The organism is Alicyclobacillus sp. SO9 (assembly GCF_016406125.1).
GTDB lineage: Bacteria > Bacillota > Bacilli > Alicyclobacillales > Alicyclobacillaceae > SO9.
In genome coordinates this window covers 3,971,526-3,997,014 of sequence record NZ_CP066339.1, presented here as the reverse complement: position 1 = coordinate 3,997,014, position 25,489 = coordinate 3,971,526, and the positions used below count along the sequence as shown (strand labels likewise).

At 46.6% G+C, this 25,489-nt stretch carries 19 protein-coding genes; all 19 read left to right on the top strand.

Annotation, left to right across the window (positions count from 1 at the left end; translation table 11 throughout):
• Positions 1-180 precede the first annotated feature (180 nt).
• Entirely contained in the window at positions 181-1,473 is a 1,293-nt protein-coding gene (locus tag GI364_RS18740) for an ABC transporter substrate-binding protein (protein ID WP_198850735.1), read from the top strand.
• A gap of 118 nt (positions 1,474-1,591) precedes the next feature.
• Complete coding sequence (locus GI364_RS18735) at positions 1,592-2,458, top strand: carbohydrate ABC transporter permease (protein ID WP_198850734.1); 867 nt, start codon at positions 1,592-1,594, stop codon at positions 2,456-2,458.
• Positions 2,458-3,297 carry a carbohydrate ABC transporter permease gene (locus GI364_RS18730; protein ID WP_198850733.1) on the top strand — a complete coding sequence of 280 codons (840 nt, stop codon included), beginning with the start codon at positions 2,458-2,460 and terminating at the stop codon, positions 3,295-3,297. Before GI364_RS18735 ends, GI364_RS18730 begins: the two co-directional genes overlap by 1 nt.
• 59 nt (positions 3,298-3,356) lie before the next feature.
• On the top strand, positions 3,357-3,953 hold the full coding sequence (locus GI364_RS18725; protein ID WP_198850732.1) for a YesL family protein: 597 nt from the start codon (positions 3,357-3,359) through the stop codon (positions 3,951-3,953).
• Between the two features lie 115 nt (positions 3,954-4,068).
• Positions 4,069-6,411 carry a CaiB/BaiF CoA transferase family protein gene (locus GI364_RS24955; RefSeq protein ID WP_233095869.1) on the top strand — a complete coding sequence of 781 codons (2,343 nt, stop codon included), beginning with the start codon at positions 4,069-4,071 and terminating at the stop codon, positions 6,409-6,411.
• 146 nt (positions 6,412-6,557) lie between these two features.
• Positions 6,558-7,337, top strand: coding sequence for an IclR family transcriptional regulator (locus GI364_RS18710; protein WP_198850731.1), 780 nt, complete (start codon positions 6,558-6,560; stop codon positions 7,335-7,337).
• A gap of 273 nt (positions 7,338-7,610) precedes the next feature.
• Positions 7,611-8,753 carry an ABC transporter substrate-binding protein gene (locus GI364_RS18705; RefSeq protein ID WP_198850730.1) on the top strand — a complete coding sequence of 381 codons (1,143 nt, stop codon included), beginning with the start codon at positions 7,611-7,613 and terminating at the stop codon, positions 8,751-8,753.
• 27 nt (positions 8,754-8,780) lie between these two features.
• The gene (locus GI364_RS18700; protein ID WP_198850729.1) at positions 8,781-9,860 is read left to right on the top strand and encodes a Gfo/Idh/MocA family protein; all 1,080 of its coding nucleotides are present in this window, start codon (positions 8,781-8,783) and stop codon (positions 9,858-9,860) included.
• 28 nt (positions 9,861-9,888) lie between these two features.
• Positions 9,889-10,335, top strand: coding sequence for a MaoC/PaaZ C-terminal domain-containing protein (locus GI364_RS18695; RefSeq protein WP_198850728.1), 447 nt, complete (start codon positions 9,889-9,891; stop codon positions 10,333-10,335).
• Between the two features lie 23 nt (positions 10,336-10,358).
• The gene (locus GI364_RS18690; protein ID WP_198850727.1) at positions 10,359-11,576 is read left to right on the top strand and encodes an extracellular solute-binding protein; all 1,218 of its coding nucleotides are present in this window, start codon (positions 10,359-10,361) and stop codon (positions 11,574-11,576) included.
• A 57-nt stretch (positions 11,577-11,633) separates the two neighbouring features.
• On the top strand, positions 11,634-13,028 hold the full coding sequence (locus tag GI364_RS18685) for a sialate O-acetylesterase (RefSeq protein WP_198850726.1): 1,395 nt from the start codon (positions 11,634-11,636) through the stop codon (positions 13,026-13,028).
• 72 nt (positions 13,029-13,100) lie between these two features.
• Positions 13,101-15,143: a beta-galactosidase gene (locus tag GI364_RS18680; protein ID WP_198850725.1), complete on the top strand. Its 2,043-nt coding sequence runs from the start codon at positions 13,101-13,103 to the stop codon at positions 15,141-15,143.
• Positions 15,144-15,177: 34 nt separating this feature from the next.
• On the top strand, positions 15,178-18,324 hold the full coding sequence (locus tag GI364_RS18675; RefSeq protein ID WP_198850724.1) for a glycoside hydrolase family 2 TIM barrel-domain containing protein: 3,147 nt from the start codon (positions 15,178-15,180) through the stop codon (positions 18,322-18,324).
• A gap of 59 nt (positions 18,325-18,383) precedes the next feature.
• Positions 18,384-19,811: a four-carbon acid sugar kinase family protein gene (locus tag GI364_RS18670; RefSeq protein WP_198850723.1), complete on the top strand. Its 1,428-nt coding sequence runs from the start codon at positions 18,384-18,386 to the stop codon at positions 19,809-19,811.
• 72 nt (positions 19,812-19,883) lie between these two features.
• On the top strand, positions 19,884-20,657 hold the full coding sequence (locus tag GI364_RS18665) for an SDR family NAD(P)-dependent oxidoreductase (protein ID WP_198850722.1): 774 nt from the start codon (positions 19,884-19,886) through the stop codon (positions 20,655-20,657).
• A 266-nt stretch (positions 20,658-20,923) separates the two neighbouring features.
• Positions 20,924-21,856 carry a carbohydrate ABC transporter permease gene (locus GI364_RS18660; protein ID WP_198850721.1) on the top strand — a complete coding sequence of 311 codons (933 nt, stop codon included), beginning with the start codon at positions 20,924-20,926 and terminating at the stop codon, positions 21,854-21,856.
• Between the two features lie 12 nt (positions 21,857-21,868).
• Entirely contained in the window at positions 21,869-22,696 is an 828-nt protein-coding gene (locus tag GI364_RS18655; protein WP_198850720.1) for a carbohydrate ABC transporter permease, read from the top strand.
• Positions 22,697-22,817: 121 nt separating this feature from the next.
• The gene (locus GI364_RS18650; RefSeq protein ID WP_198850719.1) at positions 22,818-24,305 is read left to right on the top strand and encodes an ABC transporter substrate-binding protein; all 1,488 of its coding nucleotides are present in this window, start codon (positions 22,818-22,820) and stop codon (positions 24,303-24,305) included.
• Between the two features lie 243 nt (positions 24,306-24,548).
• A complete protein-coding gene (locus tag GI364_RS18645) occupies positions 24,549-25,406 on the top strand; it encodes a phosphogluconate dehydrogenase C-terminal domain-containing protein (protein ID WP_198850718.1) in 858 nt (285 codons plus the stop codon).
• Positions 25,407-25,489 lie beyond the last annotated feature (83 nt).

Genomic DNA, 25,489 nt, shown 5'->3' with positions numbered 1-25,489 from the left:
TCGGTTCATTTCGGTGGTTTGTGGGCCATTGAGTGTAGTGCCAAAAGACAATGGCTAAATTTGGACGGCCCTAGGGTCGTCCAAATTTCGTTTCAATACTTGTTTCCTTATTGACACATTCATAATTAAAATATATTATCATATATAAAATATTGAGTATTTATAAAAGGGGGAATATTCGTGAGAACAAACACTGGAATTGGTATTTTGGCAGTATTGAGTGCGACCGCAGTCTTAGGCGGGTGTGGGTCTGCAGCACAGTCTCACCAGGGCAATACGGCTAGTAACTCCGGCAAACACATCACGCTGGAGTGGGGATTTGGCGGAAATGCAGCGGGAATCAAGGCGATGAAACAAGTTGCAAAGCTATACGAACAAACTCACCCGAATGTCACAGTCAAGATGATAACTGATGCTCCAGGCGCCTTTTTAACCAAACTTCCGGCAATGTTTAAATCAAACAGTGCTCCAGACGTCATTAACCTTAGTAATGGCTGGGTTCCTAATATTCAAGATACTTTTCACGCCCTCTTGAACTTGAATCCGTATCTTTCGAAAGATGGTGTCAAGAAATCCGATTATCAATCTAACTCGTGGAAGGATGAAACCATTGGCGGTAAGCTGTATGCGCTTCCAAACCAAGGTTACGGCGACGGAATTGCTTACAATGAGACTCTCTTTAAGAAATATAACGTACCGTTGCCTAAGCCTGGCTGGACGACGCAAGATTTCGTACGCGACGCCAAAATGCTGACGCATGGCTCTGGGCAGAAAAAGACTTGGGGGATTAGTGAAGCTGTCTACGCGCGGAACCTTCCTCAGCTTTTTGGTGGAAATCTCATTGATTATTCTACAAAGAAAGTGCAAGCAACAAGTTCCAAGGTTGAGAAGGCAGTGAATTTTGAAATAAACCTAATTAAGCAAGGGGTAATGCCGAAAAACTTGGTCTACGGCAAATCTGTAGACCCGTTTTTTACGGGTCAAGCAGGCATGGATATGTTTTATGTTGAGTATTTCCAAAGCGAGTACGACTCGCAAATCGGAAGTAAGTTCAAGTGGAATGTGGCCCCTTTCCCAGTCGGGTGGAAAGGAGTTACTCAACTGGGGGCAAATGCAGTCTGGAAGAATTCTAAGCACAAAGATGCAGCTGTGAAGTTTACTATTTGGTTAGCACAAAACCCCAAGGCGATGAAACTGGAAGAAAGCGGCGGTAGTCCGTTGTACTTACCGCTTCTTAAGAAATTTGAATCCAGTCCGCCGACTGCATTCAAGAACATAGACGTGAAAAATCCCGTGTCCATGATTTCTCGTTCAGTGTTTGTCGATCAGACAGGTACATATGGACAAATATGGAGAAATTGGCTTCAAATAATGGGCAAAGTCCAAACAACAGGAAAAGTCGCGTCTAATCTTAGCCAATTCCAAAAACAGTCTCAAACACTTTTGAGTCAATCGGGGAACTCGAGCAATTGAGTCAGCGGCAGTGAAGTCAATTGTCAAAGCAGTGCTGGACCTCGCTCCAGTTTTTGAGGATAAGTTTTGCGGGGTCCAGTCGTGATTAACCATTTTACAAAAGGCAGTCGATGATGAGATGAAGAATTCCAAGAGTTTCTATGTGTTTATTTCTCCATGGCTGATAGGTTTTTTTGGACTAACGCTTATACCAATCGGAGTATCTCTGTACACCAGTTTTACACGCTGGAATGGTTCAGGCGGAGAAAAATTTGTGGGGTTTGCTAACTATCACTACATGTTTACAAAGGACCCGTTGTTCTACAAATCCATGTTTAATACACTCTATTATGCCGTAGGAAGTGTAGCAGCACAGGTGGTCATTGCAATCATCTTGGCTGTGCTTCTCAATCAGAAATTTAGGGGTCGGGCCTTCTTTCGAACCGTGTTCTTTCTACCCTATGTTGTCACCGGTATACCGGTATTTGTTGTATGGACGTGGTTGTTCAATCCACAGTTCGGGACCTTTAATTATGCACTGAGTTTATTGGGGCTACCCGGTCTTCAATGGCTGAACAGCCAAACGTTGGCGATGCCGTCGTTGATACTCATGAGTATCACGAGCGTTGGCGGCATGATGGTCGTCTTTCTGGCCGGTCTACAAGGAATACCTGTGGAGTTATATGATGCTGCAAAGATTGACGGCGCTGGACTTTGGAATCAAACCATACGAGTTACAATTCCAATGTTGTCTCCAGTAGTCCTGTTCAATTCGGTATGGGGAATGATTGGCGCCCTTCAAGTTTTTGCTCAGCCATACGCAATGACTCAGGGAGGACCAAATTATTCCACAGAGGTATTTGCTTTATACCTCTATCAGGTGGCATTTAAAGATTTAAAATTCGGGTACGCATCTGGGTTGGCTTGGGTCCTGTTCGCAGTGACTCTCATTGTTACCCTAATTCTGTTCTTCGCTTTAGGTCGTCGCGGATATGAGGTGGATTGATGAGCTTTCGAAGGTATTTTACCAAAACGGTGATGTATGTAATTCTTGTTTTCTTTGGCATGCTGTTTCTGCTGCCGTTTATTTGGATGTTACTTGGAGCGTTTAAGAAGCCCGATGCCATTATGACCATTCCGCCAATTTCGTTTCCGCATCCTGTTACTGTTGTAAATTTCAAACAAGCATTTCAACTTGCGCCGATAACGCGCTATTACTTTAACTCACTGGTGGTTTCAGTTCTCAGCACAGTTGGCGCGTTGTTTAGCGCGACTGTCGTGGGATACGGGTTTGCACGATTACAGGGACGCGGCAAGAATGTCCTGTTTTTTATAGCGCTGTCAAGCATGATGATACCCGCTCAGGTGACGCTTTTTCCTCAGTATCTTTTGTACTACAAGATTGGTTGGGTTAATACCTATCTGCCTCTAATTATTCCAACGTTCTTAGGGGTCAGTGGAACAACTTTGTTCATCTTTCTCATGAGGCAATTCTTCCTTTCAATACCGAAGGAAATAGAGGAAGCTGCAGCGATTGATGGATGCTCAACTCTTTCAACTTTTTTCCGCATTATGTTGCCCCTTACTAAACCAGCCTTGATAACGGTTGCGTTGTTCGAGTTTGTCTTTTCGTGGAACGACTTTTTTGGCCCTTTGATCTACCTTAATAACTCGAACCTATATACCTTGCCAGTCGCGGTGGCTACTTTCTCTAGTGAATTTGGGCTGGAATTGGGCCCCCTGTTGGCTATGTCGGTACTGGCACTTGTTCCCGTTCTGATACTCTTTTTTATCGGACAAAGAATGTTCGTACAAGGTATTGTTACCACTGGACTTAAAGGGTGAGTGTTTCATAGCAGTTAAAGTGAATTTTCAATCATACTTAACGTTCGGGTGGTGGAGTCATGAGATTGTACGAGATACTGGGTTTCGTAACGGATTGGGTGTCACGGTTAGTGGTAACGACTCTACTGTGGGCCTTGTTCACTTGTGCAGGTGGAATCGTACTGGGGTTCATGCCTTCAACAACGGCAATGTTTGCTGTGATGCACAAGTGGGAACAAGGTAATTCGGAGGCTTCGATGGTCCGAACTTTTGCGGCAACCTTCAAGAAGAAGTTTATAAAATCCAATGAAGTAGGTTTCCTGTTGGTAGTCCCAAGTCTACTAGCAGGGCTCAATTTCTACTATTGTTTGAGACATCCGTCGCCGATTGCATATCTTATTTTGAGTTCAACTTTTGCCATCACACTCATACTTTGTGTACTGCTGGTTTACATTTTTCCAGTAATGAGTCACTTTGAACAATCACCTGTCCAGCAGATAGTTTTGGCCCTAGTGTTCGGCTTGAGACATCCATTTCGTTCTCTTGGCGTGATGCTGGTGATTGCTTCCTACGTTCTGTTCATGCGTGGTTTATTGTCCTTCCTACTACTTAGCTTACTCTCATTGTTTGTAACACGAATGGTCTCTCCATGTTTTGTTTCAACGCGGACCTCTTGATTTTCAAATAGAAAAAGTCATATTATATAAAAAATATATCCGGTATAATAGGCAGTGAATTGTACTTCATAATATGGATAACTTTCACTATGGAAGTTTAGAAGGAGCATGCAACATGAAGCCCTTACACAACCTGATGGTACTAGACTTTAGTCAATTTCTTTCTGGTCCGGCTGCTGCTATGCGGTTGGCGGACTTAGGCGCACGTGTTATAAAAATAGAAAAAACCGGCAGCGGGGACCTCGGTCGACAATTGACTCTATCCAATTTAAGAGTGGACGGAGATAGCACTGTCTTTCACTGTATGAACAGAAATAAGGAGAGCTTTGCAGCAGACCTCAAAAACAGTAAAGATTTAGATAACGTGAAACAACTCATCGCCCGTGCTGATGTGCTCATTGAGAACTTTCGGCCAGGGACGTTGGAGCGTTTAGGCTTAAGTCCGGATGTGCTTCGCAAATTGAATCCGAGATTAATTTGCGCGAGAGTGACGGGGTATGGGAAAGATGGCCCTTGGTCCAGAAAGCCGGGCCAAGATTTGCTTGTTCAGGCCGTGTCCGGCTTAGGGTGGTTGAATGGAAAGCAAAATGGAAAACCGGTCCCCTTTGGGCTTTCCGTCGTTGATATGTTTGCCAGCGCACATCTAGTCCAAGGAATCTTGGCACTCCTTGCAAAGAGAACAGAAACTCATATCGGCGGGATTGTCGAGGTAAGTCTGCTTGAGACCGCCTTGGATTTGCAGTTTGAGGGACTGACAACATACCTAAATGACGGCGGGAAACTTCCGGACAGAGGTACGCATAACAATGCTCATGCCTATTTGGGGGCTCCATATGGCCTGTATGAGACAAGAGACGGTTATATTGCGCTAGCGATGGGGTCCGTGGCAGAATTGGGGAACCTCATTGAGTGTACAGAGTTGGTTGAAACTTATGGAGACCCTGCGCTGTGGTTTGAAAAGAGGGACGCAATTAAAGCATTAATTCAGCACACGATTCGAGATAACACAACGGAGCATTGGTTGGGTGTTTTACAAACGGGCGGTTTTTGGTGTGCCCCGGTTCAAAACATGAAGGAGTTTGTAGACAGTGAAGGCTTTCAGGTTTTGGGCATGGTTCAGGAACTGTCCCGGCCAAACGGCGCACGGCTACAGACGACACGCTGCCCAATCCGTATTGATGGGTCTCGGCTAGAATCGTCCAAATGGGCGCCAAAACTTGGGGAAGATTCGAATAAAATTCTTCAAGAATTACAGCAAGACAAATGGACTCCGACTCCCGTTGCTTCTCTGCCGACTGCGCATGGGGATTCTTTACCTCTAAAAGGGAAGCTAATCATCGATTTTACGCAGTTTTTGTCTGGTCCTTCCGCAACCTTACGGCTTGCCGATTTGGGGGCCACGGTGATTAAAATTGAGAGAGCCCAAGTCGGTGACATCAGTCGCAAACTATATATATCAGATGTGAACTTAGATGGGGACAGCACCTTATTTCACGCAGCAAATCGCAACAAGCAGAGTGTTTCAGTCGATTTAAAGAACGACGAAGAACTGCGTCTTGTCAAGGAATTAATTAAGAGAGCTGACGTTGTGGTCCAGAATTTTAGACCGGGTGTAATAGAGCGTTTAGGGTTGGGGTACGAAGCGGTCAAGAAGTTGAATCCTAAGATTATATACGGAAGCATAACAGGGTATGGAGGAAGCGGACCGTGGAAAAACAATCCAGGTCAAGACTTACTCGTTCAGTCTTTGGCAGGGCTACCTTGGTTGAACGGGGATGATGGAGATCCGCCGGTGCCCTTTGGACTGAGTGTCGTTGACATGTTAAGCGGAGCGCATTTGTTACAGGGGCTCTTAGCATGTGTCGTACGGCGGAATCTGACCGGCGAAGGGGGACTGGTTGAAGTCAGTCTAATGGAATCTGTTATTGACCTTCAATTTGAAGTGCTGACTGCGTTCTTAAACGACGGTGGACAAATTCCCAGGCGCAGCTCTGTGAATAATGCGAATGCTTATCTACCCGCTCCTTATGGATTTTATCGTACCCAAGACGGTTATATCGCCTTAGCCATGGGTTCAGTTTCGACCATAGCTCATTTAATTGATTGCACGCCGTTAAAAGACTATCGCAAAGAGACTGCGTGGTTTGACAAACGTGACGAGATTAAGCGGATTTTGGAGGGTCATTTACGAACCCAACCAACAGCACATTGGTTGAGTATTCTGGAGCATCATGATATCTGGTGTGCAGAAGTGTTGGATTGGAATGTGCTGTCGCAGCATGATGCGTTCCGGAGTTTATCCATGATTCAGACCACGCGTAGACAGAATGGTACGACCGTCCGGACGACTCGATGTCCGTTTCGTATTAATGGGGAGATATTAACGTCTGAAGTGGGCGCACCACCACTAGGTGAATACAACGTAAAATTTGTGAAATCCCTCACTAGTATGCTTTAATACGGTTAGTTGGTGATATTAGGGAGTTTACAAGATCAAATAGTGCAACGTCTTGATTTCTGTATTTTTTGCACGCAGTTAAACCATTTTATATTATTCTTAAGTTGTTAATTCTGCTTCATTTTGTCTGTGGAAGGATGCGAAAAATGGAAAAGAAACCCGCATACCGTGCGCCTGCATTGGAGAAAGGACTAGATATTCTCGAGGCACTTTCTGTCTCTTCTGTCCCGCAAACGCTGACCGAACTGTCGAGAACCCTGGATCGGAGCCCCAGCGAATTATTTCGCATGATAGGGTTGTTAGAGAAACGGGGGTACATCATCAAGGACAACTACGGCTATTATTTGTCTTTGAAACTCTATGAACTCGCGCACACACACTCATTGGTCGGACATATCCTTCGGGCTGCCAGGCAGCCAATGCGGGACCTTTCTGTTGTCACTCGAGAGTCATGTCACTTAAGCATTCTACATAACGATGAGCTATTGGTGTTGGCTCAGGAAGAAAGCCCTGAGAAGGTCCGCTTGTCCATTGAAGTGGGTTCCAAGTTTCCTGCGTTTGAGACGGTATCCGGTCGACTCTTGTTGGCCCATTTAAACAGGGATGAGTTTGAAACCTACTGTCGAACAAATCCACAGTACTTGGATTTGACGAGTTCGCAACGGGAAAATCTGGATGCTCAACTAGACTTTATCCGAGAGCATGGTTATAGCGTTGCAGAAAATGACACACATTATGGGGTGCGTGACTTAGCGGTGTTAATCGGCAATACTGAGATTGGCGTGACGGCCGCCATTGCCGTAACGAGTCTAACTGCAAAACGTACGAAGCGGCAGTCGGACGATACTTTGGAGATTTTGAACAAGTACGCTTCAATTGCGACCGCGAACATGGGACTCAGTTCAAAACGGACGTTTTTATCATAGAAACCTAGTGTTCAGTGTTTTCCCTCCACTCGTATGATGTTTCTACCACATTCTTTCGACGATATTTCGATACGATACGCTGTACAGAGCCTCGCGATGAGTTCTACTGCTCCTTCTATCATCTCTTTCAGCAAACTCAACGACATCAGCACAAGTGTCAATGTCAGACTTTATTGACACTTGTGCTGATTATGGTATAAAATCCATATATAAAATATGATGTTGAATATAAAATATGCAAGGGAAATCGGAGTGAAGCCTGGGGGATTGATAATGACAAAGTTACGCGGTATTACGTGGAACCATACAAGAGGTTACGTTCCTTTAGTGGCTGCTTCGCAACGTTTCAGCGAAGTGAATCCAGACATTGAGATTGAATGGGAAAAGCGCTCTCTTCAAGAATTTGCAGATTATCCTCTAGGTAAATTGGTGGACAAGTTCGACCTTTTGGTTATTGACCATCCTTGGGCAGGTGCTGCGATTCGCAACGGCTATTTATACGATTTAAATTTGTGTTTGCCGCCGGAATTTATGAGCAATCAGAAAGCGAATTCAATTGGGGGTTCCCACGAAAGTTACAACGTTGACGGCAAACAGTGTGCGTTAGCCATTGACGCTGCCGCACCTGTTGCATCGTATCGACCGGACCTTCTTCGACGCTTAGGTCGGTCAGTACCGCAAACGTGGGACGAAGTCCTTGAACTAGCACGACACGGCGCTGTCTTATTTCCGGGAATACCAATAGACAGTTTGATGAACTTCTATATGCTGTGCTCATCACAGGGAGAAGATCCGTTTCAACAGGAAAATGTGGTGATAAGTACAGAAACAGGGGTTACAGGCTTGGAACAACTGCGTGAACTGGCAAGCTTCTGTCCTGAAATCATGTATAATTTTAATCCAATTAAAGTGTATGAAGCGATGGCAGCCTCCGAGGAATTTTCGTACTGTCCGTTTGCCTACGGATATTCTAATTATTCACGCACAGGCTACTGTGAACACCAATTGGTTTTCACGAATCCTGTAAGGTTGGGTAATCGGAGCCTTAGAACTACATTGGGTGGAACAGGCATAGCTCTGTCTGCACAAAGTCCCTCGAAGGACCTGGCTGCCCAGTTTCTTCAGCTTGTCGCCGGCCCTGATTTTCAGCGAACCATGTACTCCGAAGCAGGCGGACAACCTGGTCATCGAGGGGCCTGGACTGATGACAGTGTCAACCGACTGACCAACAACTATTTCCGAAATACACTAGAAACGCTAGACGGAAGTTTCATGCGTCCACGGTATGCTGGATATCTTCATTTTCAGGACCATGCTGGGTTCATTGTCCAAAGGTATCTGAAAAGTGGTGGACCACCAGCTGCAGTGCTTGAAGAACTTAATCAGCTCTATCGTGAGTCCAGAAATTCAGCGTAAATCTGTGTTTGCGGGAGGAATGTGTGAGTGGATTTGGATTTGAATTATCAGCCGAAACTGCCTCGGGACAAGAGCAAGAAAATTGCCATAGTAGGAGCTGGCGAAATTGTACGCGAGGCCCATTTACCAGCATACAAAATGGCGGGCTTTCATGTGGTAGGCATCACAGACTCTGTTCAATTGCGAGCAGAACAATTGGCCGAACGATATGCCATTCCAAAGGTTTATCAATCGGTCGAAGACTTAGTTGCTGACACCGATGTTGAAATTGTAGATATAGCGGTCGGAGCAAGTTCACAACCGAGTATCGTAGAGTCCGTTGTAGCTGCCGGGAAGCACGTCTTATGCCAAAAGCCTCTGGGTGAAACGTATGCCATGGCAAAGCACATTGTGAACATGTGTTCGGCTGTAGGGGTCAAGGCCGCAGTAAACCAGCAAATGCGGTGGGCGCCAGGGATTGCTGCAACTCGTACAATTGTTGAACGGGGATGGCTTGGACAACTCACGCAAGCCACCATACAAGTGAACGTTCATACAGCCTTTGAACATTGGCCGTTCCTTCGCCAAATTGATACCCTGGAAGTCATGTATCACAGTATTCACTATATGGATGCCATTCGTTATTTACTTGGTACGCCGGAGTATATCTATGCGGATGGAGCAAGGTATCCGGGACAGGTGAGTCACGGTGAGACGCGCACGATGATTCACATGAAATTTCCTGGGGAACTGCGTGCATTGATTCACGATAATCACAACAACTGGGCTGATGAAAGCGACTGGTACGCAACGTTTCGCTTTGAGGGAACTGACGGTATTGTCAAAGGAACCAATGGAGCTTTGTACAATTATCCGCAGGGACAAGAAGATACGTTGAGTTTTCTGTCGAAGGAGCTTCATCCAGACTTTTGGTTCAGGCCAATTTTGAAAGGGAAATGGTTCCCGCACGCGTTTATGGGAACTATGGGGGAGCTCATGCGAGCGGTTGAAGAGAACCGAGAACCGTCCAATAGTGTAGCGGACAACTTGAAGACTTTGCAGATGGTTTTCGCCGCATACTTGTCGATGGACGAAAATCGGCCTGTATGGCTGAGTGAAATCCAATAACGTAGAATCTTACAATGAGGTGATACATGTGGCGTCTATATTCTATGAAGATTATGAAATCGGTCAAACGCGTGAGACACTCGGCAGAACGATAACAGAGACCGACATTGTCATTCACGCAGGTCAGACTGGAGACTTTTATCCACACCACATGGACGCGAAGTGGAGTGCTGACCAAGAATTTGGACAAAGAATTGCACATGGGACCTTGGTTTTTAGCGTTGGGGTCGGATTGACCGCAGGTGAGATCAACCCCGCGGCGTTCTCTTATGGCTACGACAGGCTGCGTTTTATTAGACCTGTTTTTATCGGGGATACAATTCATGCGCGGGTTTCTATTAAGGAAAAACGCGATCATCGAAAACACATTGACTCCGGTGTCGTGGTTGAACTGTGCGAGGTATTCAACCAAAAAGACGAGGTTGTTTTGGCTTGTGAGCACCTGTTGTTGGTGAAGCGGAGAGAGGCCAGTTAAGACTTTAGGACGGAGGTGTAGCTATGAAACTTCGCTTTGCCGGACGCAAGTTCGATTCTTTTGAAAAGGCTCTCAGTATTCAGGTGAAACGTTTTACATCCCTCTACCCGGATTGGGATGTTGACCTGGATTTTTACGAAGTTGAAGACCTCTACCGTGTCATTCGGGAAGGGAAGAACAATTATGATGTCGTGATGTGTTCGACAGATTGGCTCCCAGAGTTCATACAAAAATCTAAGCTGGCAGCTTTAGATCCGTTTTTTGAGGTCGCCCCGATTGATGGCTGGCCCGACGACTGGACAAACAGCCTGAAAGCGCCTCAGCTAGGCCCGGATGGCAAGTGCTACGGTATCGCTTATCACGACGGTCCTGTGATGTTTTACTATCGCAAAGATTTATTTGAAGACCCAAAGGAACAGCATATATTTGAGCAAAGGTTTGGGATGCCTTTGGCAGTTCCTAACACGTGGGAGGAGTTCATTAGGGTCGCGAGGCATTTTACGCGTCCGGAACAGGGACTGTTCGGGACTGTCATTGGAGGATATCCTGACGGGCATAACAATGTATTTGACTTTTTGTTGCAACTATGGAGTCGAGGCGGCTCTCTCTTTGACGCCGACAGACGCCCGGTTTTTAATTCCGACAAAGGAATCCAAGCACTACAGTTTTTGGTGGACCTGATTCATGTTCATAAAGTGGTACCTCCGGAGGTTTTTGATTTGGACAGTATCAGAGCTGGTGAATACTACTACAGCGCAGGACGGGCCGCCATGACTTGGAACTGGAGTCACATTGCTGCATGTGCTGAACTACCTGAGCTTTCAAGTATCGTTGGAAAAAACAGTTGGACCGTAATTCCTATAGGGGAAGGCAGCGAAGGGCGAAGAACATCCGTTATTTCCTATTATATTAATGGAATACTCCAGACGAGCAAACACCCGGACATGGCTTATCGGCTTATGAAAGTGCTGAGTTCGAAAGACATGGATAAGATCACTACATTTGAGGGCGGGATTGGTACGCGCCTGTCAACGTGGAGAGACCCTCAGGTGCTGCACCGATTTCCCTTTTTCTCCATGATTGAGCGTATTCATGGGCATGCCAGAAGCACACCTCAGATGATTGAATATCCACAAATCAATCAAATTCTGAACCAGGCTGTCGATGCAGCACTGCACTTGCGCGGTGAAGTAGGCCAGTTACTAGACGAAGCTGTTGAGGAAACGCAGTCTTTGTTGTAATCGTACAGTCGTCTTTTGGCACGTCCAACAATTCCATTTCCCAAAGGAGCGGAGTTCATGCAACGCGTATTAGGCGTACAGGTATTGGAAGGACCGCGGGATTGGCAAATCATTCAACGAAACGAGTACGGTGCAGCATCTATCACATTACGAGGCACATGGAATGCCATGTCTGATGACGATGTCAACATTCAGGCCCGGATTGTCGACGAGCAGACGAACGCACCTGTCAGTGCTTCCTTGGACTGGTTAAGTGGAACCGTTGATATGGAAGAAAAGCGTTTTGAAATCGTTCTGAAGGGAGTACCTCAAGGCGGACTATATAGAATTGAAACGCGTATTCGTCGAACCGGTGAAGACCGACGAGCTCTTCGAGGGGATTATATTCATCACCTCGGTGTTGGAGACATTTACGTCATTGCGGGCCAGAGCAACGCATCCGGAACCGGTAAGGGGGTAGTGACGGACGGTCCGATGCTTGGAGTCCATTTATTTGCCAACGATGAGCAGTGGAAGTTAGCGACTCACCCGCTGGAAGATGCACAGGGTACCTTGCATCCGATTACTGCTACAGGGATTTTCCACGGGCACAGTCCCTGGCTCGCCTTTGCAAAGCATGTATTTAAAAAGACGGGTATTCCAATTGGGTTAATCCCAACGGCACTGGGAGGCAGTCCTATCTCCAGATGGATTCACGATGTTGACTGTCCCGGTGACTTGTTTGAGAACATGAAAAGCATGATGACTGCGGCAGGCGGCACCATTGCGGGTGTCTTGTGGTATCAGGGCGAAAGCGATACTGACCCGCAAGGTGTTGAAATGTATCCCGGTCGTTTTAGAACATTTGTGGATGCTGCGCGATCCTACACCTCCAATGCAACACTCCCCATTTACGTCGGCCAATTGAACAGATGGACGGATGCGAATGCGGACGATTCTTCCTGGAGTGCAATTCGAGATATTCAGCGCAGACTAGCATTGGAAATGGAACATGTTCATTTGGTGATTACAATCGATTCTTCTCTCTCTGATGCGATCCACAATAATGCTGCAAGCAACGTCGTGATTGGAGAACGCTTCGCTGCGGTTGCGCTAGAGAAATTCTACGGTTTGCCGAAAATGACTGCCTTTCCCGCTCCCGCTCGTCTCTACTTTACGGATAATAATCGAACCCGCATTCGAATTGAGTTTGTCAATGTATCTGGAGAATGGATGGCTTCATCTCCCGTTATAACGGACTTTTATGTGGAGGATGGGGGCCGTGCTGTGCAGATGGAGGCTGTCACGATCCATCCGGACAACAGTGTGGAGATTGAGTTAGACCACTCTTGTACGGGCGAAGTGGTTGTCCACTGCATGTTTGGCGGGAATCCTTCCATCTCTCTGCGGGACGACCTTGGCCGTTGCGCGGTACCTTTCTCTATGACTGTGGAAAGAGTGCTTGGTGCATAGAACGAGGGGCAGAGTGGTTGCTGACAAATGAAAGTATCGTCATCTAAAAATCTTACTACGAGGAGGGCTACGATGATTAATGAGAAACTTCCAAAAATTATATATGGCGGCGACTACAGCCCTGAGCAATGGCCGCAGGAAACCTGGGACAATGACATGGAGCTCTTTGCGGACGCGGGTATCGATGTAGCAACCATCAATGTATTCTCATGGGCCATCAATCAACCGGATGAAGACACTTACAACTTCGAGTGGTTGGATAAGGTCATGGATAAGTTGGCGGACAGGGGAATGTATGCCTGTCTTGCTACCAGCACTGCTGCCCATCCTGCGTGGATGGCGAAGCGGTATCCAGAGGTTTTGTCGGTGGATTTTGACGGCCGAAAGCGTAAGTTTGGCATGCGGCACAATTCCTGCCCAAATAGTCCTGTGTACCGAAAGTATTCACGCCTAATGGCGCAGAAATTAGCAGAACGATATCGGGATCACCCTGCACTATTGCTGTGGCATATTAACAACGAGTACATTTCTGACTGTTACTGTGACACCTGTGCCGCAGAATTTCGGAAATGGCTGCAACGCAGGTACGGTTCGCTGCAGGAACTAAACAGGGCTTGGTACACCGCATTTTGGAGTCACACGTTCTATGACTGGGATGAAATCGTTCCACCCAATGTGCAAAGTGAGCATTGGACCCCTGACAAGACTGCATTTCCAGGCATCTCTTTGGACTACGCTCGATTTCATTCAGAAAGTGTTCTGGCTTGTTATCTGGAAGAATACGAGGCTATAAAGGCAGTGACTCCAAACGTGAAAGTCACTACAAACTATCACGGCGCAGGAACCTACAAACCGCTTGATTACTTTGAGTGGGCAAAACACATGGACATTGTTGCTTGGGATAATTATCCGTCCATCGACACACCTGTCAGCCAGATAGCTTTCAGACACGATTTGATGAGGGGCATGAAAGACGGAGCCCCGTATATGATTATGGAACAAACACCCAGCCAGCAGAATTGGCAGCCATACAACTCACTCAAACGTCCTGGTGTCATGAGGTTGTTAAGCTATCAAGCTGTTGCTCGGGGGGCCGATGGAATTTTGTTCTTTCAACTAAAAAAATCACGAGGTGGTTGTGAAAAGTTTCATGGTGCTGTTATCGATCACTTACCGACCACAGAGACCCGGGTCTTTCAGGAATGCGCTGCACTCGGGCAGGAGTTGAAGCAACTCGGCGACATTCTTCTTGATTCTCGAGTATCAGCTCGTGTTGCCATTCTCTTCGACTGGGAGAACTGGTGGGCTGTAGAGTATTCGTCAGGCCCGACTCAGCAGCTAAAATACGTCAACGAGGTACAGAAATTTTATGATGCATTCTTTAGCCAACACATACCGGTCGACATCATCAGCGTTGATACAGACCTGACACAGTATGACATCGTCATAGCTCCGGTTTTGTATATGGTTAAAAACGGGTATGAGCGAAAGCTGAAAGCCTTTGTGGAAGCAGGCGGATTCCTCTGGGCAACCTTCTTTTCCGGAATTGTTAATGAGTCCGATCTCGTCACCACTTCCGGGTACCCAGGTGTGCTTCGCGACTTGTTAGGTGTGTGGGTGGAAGAACTTGACGCGCTGCGCCCAGAGGATTCAAACAGCCTTACACTGCATCCAGGTAATTTGGGCTTTGAGAGAACCTATACATGTAACATGATTTGTGAGGTGGTGCATCCGGAAACGGCTGAGACTGTTGCAACCTACAACAAGGATTTTTACCGAGGCGGGGCAGCTGTGACGCGAAATCGTTATGGTTCGGGCGAAGCATGGTATGTGGCCACGAACCCTGAACAGAAATTCATCAAGGATTTAGCTCTCGTGTTGTGTGAACAGAAGGGGATTTTGCCTCTGCTGGACAACAAGGAGGAAGGCATTGAAGTCAGCAGGCGTTATAGTGACAGCCACGTTTTCACATTTTACCTCAATCACCTCGATGAAAATGCCACCATTGATTTGGGTGCAGCAGAGGTCTTTGAACTGTTGCAGAAAAAAGCCGTATCCGGCAAGCAGCATGTGCCGCCGAAGGGTGTCTTGATTTGTCAACAACCGATTCGGTAAATTTATAAATTTCTTCGTAACGGGAGCGATACATGTGCCGCTATTTCAACCAAATGACTGGGAAAATCCTCATATGTTACAAAGAAACCGAGAATCCATGCACAGCCCCCTGGGTGCATATGCAAGTGAACAAGAGGCGAGAACATGTGATAGAAACCTCTCCAAGTTCACAAGTAATTTGAATGGTGTGTGGAAATTTAAGTTGGTCGACCATCCCGGAGAAGTTCCCCAGGGCTTCTACGACGAAGGCTACGACGTGTCACAGTGGGCAAACATTACTGTTCCGGGTAACTGGGAACTACAAGGGTTCGGACATCCCATTTACACGAATGTCAAATATCCGTTCCGGATGGACGACCCCTCGGATAGGCATTTGTTAGCGGCATCCACCGAAGGGGACCAATCACACGTACTATACCCGCCCTTTGTTCCGACGGATAACCCCACAGGCTGTTATGTGCGCACATTTACAGTTCCGGATGAATGGCACGGACGGGAGGTTTTCATAAATTTCGAGGGCGTTGAATCGGCGTTCTACCTCTGGGTGAACGGTACTTTAATTGGCTATTCGCAAGATAGTAAGTTGAGCGCAGAGTTCAATCTGACGACGTATTTGAAGACCGGGCGGAACACTTTGGCTGTACAAGTTATGCGCTGGTGCGACGGCTCCTATCTTGAAGACCAAGATTATTGGTATTTATCTGGAATTTACCGCAGTGTCCAATTGTACAGTAAGCCGAAAATGCGGATTCAAGACATCAAAGTATTTACGTTGTTGGATGACAACTATCACGACGCTGACCTGGTTGTATACGCATACGTCAATAAGATTCCCGGATATGCTGACCTGACTGTCAGTGCGAAACTCATCGATGGAACAGGACATCAAGTCGCAAAATGTAAAGCTAGGGTGGCTAGAGACACCTCGATTGATACCGCCGGATTTGGTTCAGAGGCGGGCGCAGCACTCCTTCGAACCACGGTGTCAGCGCCCGACAAATGGAGTGCGGAACACCCCTGTCTGTATACTCTAGTTTTGACGCTGGTAGATTCAAATGACACGGAGGTTGACTACGAAAGCTGCAGGGTTGGATTTCGCCGAATCGAAGTCGGCGCCGACAATGTGGTTAGGCTAAATGGAGAGCGACTGATTATTCGTGGTGTCAACCGTCATGAGCATCATCCTGACACGGGCCGTCATCTCACCGAAGAACACATGCGTAATGAAATCGCGGCCATGAAACGACTGAATTTTAACGCAGTGCGCACCAGTCACTATCCAAACGATCCCTTATGGTACGACCTGTGTGATGAATTGGGGATCTACCTTGTTGATGAAGCGAATATAGAAACGCATGGCATTCAAAGTTTACTATCCAAGGACGCAGAATGGACCAATGCCTACATGGACCGCATGACCAGGATGGTACTGAGAGATAAGAACCATCCATCCATTTTGTTTTGGTCTCTGGGTAATGAATCAGGCGTCGGAATGAACCATGCGGCCATGGCAGGATGGGTACGACAATACGATGCCTATCGAATTGTACAGGTGTTTGAGTTTGAAGGGCCTAATCCTTTGGTGACAGATATTCGTGTTCCCATGTATCCGGAGTTGGAATCGCTCGAGGAGAAGTTGACGGACCTAGCGGATAAAAGGCCCATCATCTTGCTTGAATACGCTTATGGTAAAAGCAACAGCACCGGAAATGTTCATAAGTTTTGGGATCTGGTGGAGAAGTATCCTCGGTTTCAAGGCGGATTTGTGTGGGATTGGAGTGACAAAGCACTTACGAGAGTTTTGGATGACGGAACTCGGTTTTGGGCTTACGGAGGGGATTTTGGAGAAAATGTGGTCGATCCCGTTCCCGACACTTGCCTCAATGGCGTTGTGCACCCTGACCTGACCCCTCACCCAGGTGCATATGACCTAAAAAAGGCACAATCCCCGGTGACAATTCAGTGTGAAGACATTTGGCAGGGAACAGTTCTCGTTCACAACAAGTATTTGGATTCAGATTTAAGCGATTTGTACCTCGCGTGGGAACTCACAGAGAACGGAACGGCAGTGCATTCGGGAAAAAGTCCGTTTCCTTCTCTGAAACCGAGTCAAAAGTGTGTCATGCAGCTTCCGATTGAACCTCCCAAAGGCAAACGGGGTATGGAGTATTTTCTGAATCTCTCAGTTTGCCTTAACAGAGAACAGTGGTGGGCACCGGCTGGCTATGAAGTCTACTCGGAACAATTCCAACTACCCATCGTTGCAGATCGTAATGGCGAACCACCCGTGGCGCGTAGTGACGAAACGATTGATGTGGAGGAAACTTCAGGTTTGCTGCACCTGATATCTTCAATTTTTGAAATAGACTTTGATAAACAAAGAGGCGTTATCACCAGGTATGCGATACAAGGGAGATCATTGATAGACGAGGGTTTGTTGGAGAATTTTTTCCGTGCTCCAACAGGCATTGACAGCGGTATTGGATGGGTGAGCTCAATTGCCGGGGATTGGTATGCACACGGTTTGGATAGAGTGCAACGCCACGTCAACCGTGTAGAGGTATTTTACAATCCGCATGCTGTGTGTGTTGAAGTACGTACTCTGGTAAAGGCAGACGACAGTCATGACGACTTTAACAGCTTGATTCGGTATACGTTCTATCCTGATGGTCGCATCGACATTGCGCACCGGGTTGTCGTTACTTCGTCATTGCCCAACCTGCCTCGTATTGGTGTGACTCTGACCATCCCTCTTGAGTACAGTTCTCTTAAGTGGTATGGACGGGGTCCAAACGAAAACTATGCTGACAGGAAGTTGAGCACCCATATAGGCTTGTACGACAGCACGGTGGATGCACAGCACTATCCGTATATCGTTCCCGTTGAATGCGGTGGCAAGGAAGATGTGCGTTGGTTTTCCTTAGCGAATTCAGAAGGGAATGGGCTTGTCGTCAAAGGGCTTCAACCATTCCACTTTGACGTGCATCGAAATCCAGTCAGTGACTACGTCCAGGCACGACATACTCATGAATTGCAGGCCAGAGACAAGATTTGGGTCAACATCGACTGCGTTCATTCCGGGCTTGGCGGTGACAACGGATGGACGTATTGTACGGTTCATGATGAATACCGGGTCAAACCAGGGACTTATGAATACAGCTTTACCTTGCAACCGCTGTGATGCATCACAATAGGTCAATACTACCCTTCTAAGCTGAAATTTTCGGGAGGTGTCATGGGGTGGACCAGGATGGAATCGAGGAAAAGAGCCGCATCCTATTAAGCTATTACGGTGACGATTTTACGGGATCGACGGATTGTTTGGAAGTCCTTGCATTGAATGGTTTAGAAACGGTTTTGTTCTTTCAAATTCCAGATACGGACGTCTTACAAACTGAGTTCAAGGATGTTCAGTGTATTGGTTTGGCTGGTGTCAGTCGCGCGATGACGCCAGCGGAAATGAAAGCGCAACTGCCCGACGTGTTTCTATTCTTAAAACAGTTGCATGCAGACATTGTTCACTACAAAGTGTGCTCAACGTTTGATTCATCTCCGACGCAGGGTTCCATAGGACTGGCGATTGACATCGGTCGAGAAGCTTTTGCTGAACAAGGTATCGTACCCTTGGTCGTCGGCGCTCCCGCCTTAAAGCGATATACCGTATTTGGCAATCATTTCGCGTCAGTTATGGAGACAACCTACCGTTTAGACAGGCATCCAACCATGTCCAGGCATCCTAGTACGCCAATGCAGGAAGCCGATATACGTCTTATCCTGGGTCAACAGACCCAGTACCCAACTTCCACAATGGACATTCACAGTCTTGATGGGAATATGACAGAGGTTCGAACGCGGTTTCAGAAAATCAGCGCATCCAACCCGTCTTCAGTCATGTTGTTTGACGTGCTGGACGAGAATCGTTTAACCAAGACAGGCCAGTTAATTTGGGAAAGTGCACAATCAGGCAATCACTTTGTGGTCGGGTCATCAGGTGTGGAGTACGCACTAACGTCTTATTGGAATAAGGCTGGCCATTGCATCAAGAGGAGTGAAGATGATGGTTCTCATCCTGTATCGCAGATCCTTGTGTTATCGGGGAGTTGTTCTCCGGTCACTGAGAGGCAAATCGCACATGCCCTCGACGCCGGCTTTGTGGGTTTCAAGCTTTCACCCAGTCTATTGATTGGAGACACCCAAAAAGTAGTGCCGCGCTTGCATGAGTTGATGGGGAAAGCCGTCGCAGCCCTGGCAGAAGGAAAGAGTGTCATCTTCTATTCTGCGTTAGGACCGGAGGATTCCAGTATTGACCAGGTGAAAGCGAATGCTGCGGCACTTGGACTAAGAGACTTTAACTCAGTTGAAGCCATCGGGAAACAACTGGGGATACTGGCCCGAGAGTTAATCCATCAGACACATGTTCAGAGACTTGTGGTGGCCGGCGGAGACACCTCCGGGATAGTTGCCAGGGAACTTCACATCGACGCTGTCAGAATGTACTTGCCCATCGATCCAGGAGGACCGTTGTGCTATGTGCATTCCTCGGACAAAGCCGTGAATGGAACCCAAATTGCTCTCAAGGGCGGACAAGTCGGCGGGGAAGACTACTTTTTGAAAGTTCGAGAAGGACGATCTTACACATCTTCAACTCACGGTGCAGAGCGTCGCTAGCAGCGATATGACTCTTGTCGCGAGAAATCAGTGGTTTAAGATATTTTAGCTTGAATAGAGAGGTGCAGTGTTATGCGACTGAAAGATAAGGTTTGTCTTATTACGGGAGCAGGCAAGGGAATTGGTGCAGCCACGGCTGCAAAATTTGCTGAGGAAGGTGCTGTCGTTGAAGTAGCGGATATCGATGAAAAAGCAGGTCAAGGAACGGTGGTTGCTATTCAAAATGCAGGCGGACATGCCAGGTTTACACTCGTTGACGTGACAAATGAGTCCTCTATTGCAAATTGGATTCACCAGGTAACCCGCGTCCATAAGCGTATTGACGTCTTGTTCAATAATGCGGGAATCAGTGCTGTTGGAGAATTGCATGAGGTGTCGCGTGATGTGTGGGACAGAGTTTTGGCAGTGAATGTTACAGGGGTGTACCTCGTATCGAAGACAGTCGTTCCTGTGATGATGGGGCAGCATTCTGGTTCTATTATCAATATGTCATCGTGTATAGCAGAAATCGGTTTGGCTCAACGGGCTGCCTACGCAGCTACAAAGGGAGCCGTTTTGGCTATGACCAAGTCTATGCAGGTAGATTATGCGCCCCATGGTATCAGAGTCAATGCACTGCTTCCAGGGACGATCTATACACCTTTTGTGGAAGACTACTTGAAACGTTCCTACGAGGACCCGACGGCTGCTATTGAGCAATTGAAATTACGGCAACTTGGCGGTGACCTAGGTACACCGGAAGATGTGGCATTTGCAGCCCTTTACCTCGCCTCGGAAGAGTCTCGGTATGTCCTAGGAACTGGTTTGTCTGTGGATGGAGGAGTTGTTGGAGGAAAGTCTGTCTAGTCGTTCTGACCCAATCTAGGGACATCCTGATAAACGTTTTTACATCCACTTGCGGGTTGCCATTTGTTTTATATAGAAACAACGATTTCATACTTGACAAAGCGAGTGTGGGTTTATATAGTAATAGCAAGAAAATCAGTACTGTCTATTCTGAAAATAGATAGACCGTCAGAGTGTTATCAAACTCACCCGCGGCGTTGGCCCAGGTGATGCGGAAGCAGAACCTGCAGTTATGAAAACGGTATCTAAAAGGGGGCCATCTTGAAGTGAGTGCTTTAGAGAGTGACATCCGACCCGTTGGGCAGCGAACAGTAAAGAAAAAATACTTTTCCTTCCGAGGTTACGGGATGCTGCTTCCAGCATTTTTGTTGATGCTGGTGTTCAGTTACTATCCTCCGATAATGGCGATTATCTTTTCTTTCAGCCATTGGGATGGCTTTAATCCACCTGCCTTTAATGGGCTTCAGAACTACATTTCCGTACTAACCGACCACCTCTTCTGGATATCTATGTTTCACTTGGGTGTGTGGTCTTTCTTTAAACTGATTCTCGAGATATCGATTCCGTTGATAGTTGCGGTTGTCATATACCATTTGAAGAGTGAGCGGGCAAGGTACATCTATCGTGTGCTGTTTGTGATTCCCATGGTTGTACCAATGATAGTTCAATTGATGGTCTGGTCCTTCATTTACAGCCCTCAGATTGGCATGCTAGATACGTTTCTAAAAGATATTGGGCTTGGAATGTTAACTCAAAATTGGCTGGGAGCACCTCACATTGCCTTATATTCTCTAGTCTTTGTTGGCTTTCCCTTTGTCATTCCATTTAATTTGCTGATATTTTATGCAGGATTGCAAAACATTCCGGACAGTGTTTTCGAGGCTTCTAGACTTGATGGTGTTTCCCGTATCCGGCGTTTCTTCACGATTGAGGTTCCCTTAGTTCTGGGTCAGATTAAACTACTCATGATATTAACCATCATAGGCCTTTTACAAAACATCGCATTGCCGCTGGTTTTAACGAATGGAGGACCTGGCTATTCTACCTACATTCCAGGTTTGTATATGTACTTTACGGCGTTTACGAACGGTGAGCTCGGATTGGGTATGGCCATCGCTATGATATTATTCATCATCGTTCTTGCGCTGACGCTGCTTCAGGTGAAGTTTATTAAACCTAGTACCGAGTTTGAAGCGTAGGGGGGAATGGACATGCTCAAAACGTTACGTCGGGACTTACCAAGTCATATCTTTCTTATTTTCCTGGTTATTGTGTCCGTATACCCGTTCTTCTTCATGCTTGTCACTTCTGTGAAGAACAACGCTCAATTCTACAAGAGTTTCTTTGGCATCACGTTTCCACTTCACTTTGGGAACTATGCAAAGGCCTGGGCCGCCGTTGCACCGTACATGTGGAATACGGCTTTTGTCGCGATTGTAAGTGTCAGTATTATTGTGGTTGCGGCCTCTCTAGCAGCTTATGCTTTTGCTCGCTTACGCTTTCGCATGAAGGGCCCGCTCTACATTGCCATACTGTCGTTGATGATGATTCCTGCTGAGCTAACACTGATTCCTCTCTTTCTAGAAATCAAACAGTTGGGTTTAATGAATTCGTTGTGGGGCTTGATTCTGATTTTTTCAGCTGGCGGTCAAGCGTTTACAATTTTCGTCTTGCGCCAAGCATTCGCCTCTCTCCCAGAAGAAATCTTTGAGTCCGCACGAATCGACGGTTGTTCTGAATGGAGGGCCTTCTGGCGGATTGCGTTGCCTCTTGCCAAGTCAGTCATCGGCACAATGGCAATTTGGAACCTGCTTGGGGTGTGGAATTCGTTTCTCGTACCATTGGTCGTTTTAAATAACCCTAGTAAATATCCAATTACCGTAGGTTTGTTGCAATTTCAGAGTCAATTTGTTTCCCAGATTGACTATGGTCCCATGTTTGCTGGGTACACGATTGCCGCTCTGCCGCTTATCATCCTATTCGTCTTCACAATGAGAATGTTCTTACGCGGGTTGACTTCCAGTGCTATCAAGTTCTGATGGAGTAGAGCTTTGTTAGAAATTAAATAACATAATATTCAAAATTTACTGAGAGGAGGTGGCGTAGAACGTCACGGCCAAATCGGAGTATGTTCAAATTTACTATATAAGGGGATGTTCAATGATGAAAAGGCTAAAATACGGTATCGTTTCTGTCGCTGTAGTTGTGGGCGGTTCGTTACTCTTGTCAGGATGTGGGTCTACAAATTCGGCACAAACCAGTAATTCCTCTGGAGGTAAAAACAAACCTTTTAAAGGGACCATCACCATGTATGCTGATCAATACGGGCCGAGCGCTAAGGTAAAGACCACCAAACTAACAGAACTGGCCAAGCAGTACGAAAAATCTCATCCTGGTATCACAATCAAATTTATACAGGTACCAGCTGGTTCTTCATACGGAACGTGGGTGAAAACAAAGGCAGCAGGAGGGCAATTGCCTGATATTTTGTGGGAACAATGGTTGAACGTGAACAGTACTCTTCCTAAAAACATTCTCGTCAACTTAAATCCGTACTTGAAACAAGCGGATCCCTATGTTTCAGGGAAAACATGGGAGCAAGACTTAAATCCCAAACTGATGGCTCAAACAGCTGCTGCCAATGGCGACAGCTATTTGGTTCATGGTGACTATGTCGGGCAAGGCATGTTTTACAACAAAGCCGATTTCGCAAAAGTAGGTATCTCTCAGCCGCCTAAAACGTGGGCTCAGTTCATTTCAGATTCGAAAAAGCTGAAGAACGCCGGTATTACTCCAGTGTTTTTGGACATGTCAACCAAAGGCGAGGGAGAGTTTACCTGGTTTTCTCGGTTAATCTATACAAATCTATTTCACAATCAATATAATACATTGCGTTATACGGGTACGCCTGCACTGAACAATGAAGACCAAGTTATTGCCATAAAGAAAGGCGTTTTCAGTAATAAAAATCCAAGGTGGATGGCGTTTTGGCAGATGATGAAGAATTTTTACCCCTATTTAGAGAAGAACGCCACCGGTGTTAGCGGACAAGGTGATCTTGCATTCCGCGCATTTTCAACAGGAAAGGCTGCTATGTATTTTGGAGGCTCTTGGACTCCGTCACAATTGAAGTCAACCAAGGTCAGCTTTAAGTGGGGAACATTCCCCGATCCCGTTCCTAGTAAGACAACAACCAAGTATGCGACAAGCTTCAACTCTTCTGCGGCTGTTGGCGGACCCAATGGTCAACTTCAATATGGGATTGCATCGCCTAAGGCAGACCACAAGATGACAACGTCCAAGGAACAGGCGTGTGTAAACTGGCTGGAATACATCACGACGCCAAAGCATGATTCAACCATCGTTAACAGTAAAGGAATATTCGTCCCAACGGTCGTGGGTTCAAAACCGCTGCCGTCACTTTCAAGTTTGGCTAATTTGTCAAGTCAACCCCTAGAATCAAACATGGGCGGCATTGACCTAAACCAACAGGAGTTAGATGCAATTTTCCGAGCCTTTCAAGGATATGTATTAGGACAAACATCATTAAAATCATTCGGAAATACTGCTGAAGCTGCAATGACGAAAGCGGCGAACACACTCATCCAGCAAAATCACTGGAACTTGTCAAAGTACGGGGTTAAATGAGTGAAAGTGAAATCCCTTGAGTTTTCGTAAAGCAGGACAGAGTGAGTGAACTTGAGATGACGTCAGGCTTTCCCAAGGAGAAGGTGCAACTCATGGACCTGTGTTACGGGAGAGTCAGACGTCATCGTTCCATGTGGCGGAATGCTCTATGTCATGTGGTTTTCTCGCCAGACTGGATGCAAGCGGTGTGTCCGGCGACAAACTGTAATGAAAATTCGCCGGAGTGAACAGGAGGCAAACGGGATGAGTGAAACAGCAACGGTCACAATTGTTGGTGCGGGAGGAAAAATGGGGTCCAGGCTTAGCACAAATCTTTTGCAACACCATCATCTTCGTTTGAATCTAGTAGAGAACTCCCAAAGCAAAAGAATGGAAATGGAAGAGAGAGGCTTGATAGTTTCTGAGTCCGACGATGCAATCCCGGCAAGTCAGTTTGTCATTTTAGCTGTGCCGGACACTTTACTTGGCAGAGTTTCAGAAGAGATTGTCCCCAAAATGAGACCGAATGCAACCTATGTAATCCTTGATCCGGCTGCTGCTTACGCCGGACAATTGCAGACTCGCGATGACATAACCACAGTTGTAGCCCACCCCTGCCATCCGTCTGTGTTCGGAAAATACCTAACAGAAGAAGAACATAATGACTCTTTCGGAGGAATCGCAGCAGAGCAGGATGTCGTGATTGCCTTGTACGCGGGTGATGAGATGAAGTTCGAGGCTGCTTCTGACATCGTTCGGAAAATGTATGCACCGGTTGGAAGATTACACCGGACAACAGTGAAGCAAATGGCCATTTTGGAACCGACTCTGACTGAAGTCGCAGTTTGTATGATTGGTGACTTCTTAACGGAAGTGTTGAGAGAAACAGTGAAATGCGGAGTGCCTGAAGAAGCGGCAAAAGCTATGCTTTACGGTCACATTCAAGTAGCCCTTTCCAACGCATTGCTCGGTATAAACCCATTTTCAGATGCCGCTTACATTGCGATGGAATATGGCAGAAAACACATTATCAATACTGAATGGAAGAAGATATTTGAGGATGACGTACTGGATGAAGTAATTGGGGAAATGTTGAAATTGGGTCACCCTGTACGCCATTAATTACACTTCAAATTTCGAGCAAAGGTACAGTACCATCTGTTAGTGATGGTAAACAGACCGCTTTATTTCATAGAGGAGCTGTT